Raw genomic sequence first — 798 nt, 5'->3', positions numbered from 1 at the left:
GACAGGCCCCCGCCCGCGCGTCCGTCAGGACGTGGTCGATGGTCACCAGCGGCGGCAGCGAACGCCCGTGCGGCCACGTGGGCACCAGCCCCTGCCCGGTGGCGTCCGCCGCGTCGGTGTAACCGGTGGCCAGCAGCCGCCGGAAGACCGCGTGGTCGAGCGTCGCGTTGAAGTCGCCCGCCAGGACGCGCGGCGGCCCGGAGGTGGGCGCGGGCGGCAGCGCGGCCACCCCGGCGTGCCACTCCGGCACCGTGGACGGCACCGGCGCGACCGGGTGCACCACGACCACCTCCACCGGCGAGCCGCCGGGCAGCGACACCTCGGCCACCGGCATGTGGTGCCCGACCGGCCGGAACAGCCCCGTCCGTTCACGCAGGGGATGGCGGCTGTAGACGCCGCTGCCCTCGGGCCCGCGCGGCTCCGGCCGGCTGATCTGGTACGGCAGCATGCCCTCCAGCCCCGCCTCCGCCAGCCGGTCGCGCGCCGAGAAGGTCAGCTCCTGCACGCTCAGCACGTCCACGTCGAGCCTGCGGACGAGGTCGGCGAGCACGGCGGCGTCACCGCGGCCGCCGTTGAGGTTGACGGTCAGCACCCGCAGCGGCCGTCCGTGCGCGGGAGCGTCGCCGCCGATCGCCCGCGGCACCACGAGCCAGGCCAGGCACGCGCAGACCACGGCCATGACCGCGACGGCGGCGCGGCACCGCAGCAGCGCCACGATCCCCAGCACGACGAGGGCCGCGACGGCGAAGTACGGCGTGAACGAGACGAGCGGCACCAGAAAAGCGCCCGACTCCACCC

General features: G+C 76.3%; 1 protein-coding gene. It reads right to left on the bottom strand.

The annotated features are described in order from the left end of the window. A partial coding sequence (locus C1J01_RS48415; RefSeq protein ID WP_111185880.1) for an endonuclease/exonuclease/phosphatase family protein occupies positions 1 to 798 on the bottom strand: 798 nt, incomplete at both ends.

The sequence above is a fragment of the Nonomuraea aridisoli genome (assembly GCF_003236395.1).
GTDB classification, from domain to species: domain Bacteria; phylum Actinomycetota; class Actinomycetes; order Streptosporangiales; family Streptosporangiaceae; genus Nonomuraea; species Nonomuraea aridisoli.
The sequence above is the reverse complement of the archived record's forward strand: the minus strand, read 5'-3'. Positions and strand labels throughout refer to the sequence as shown.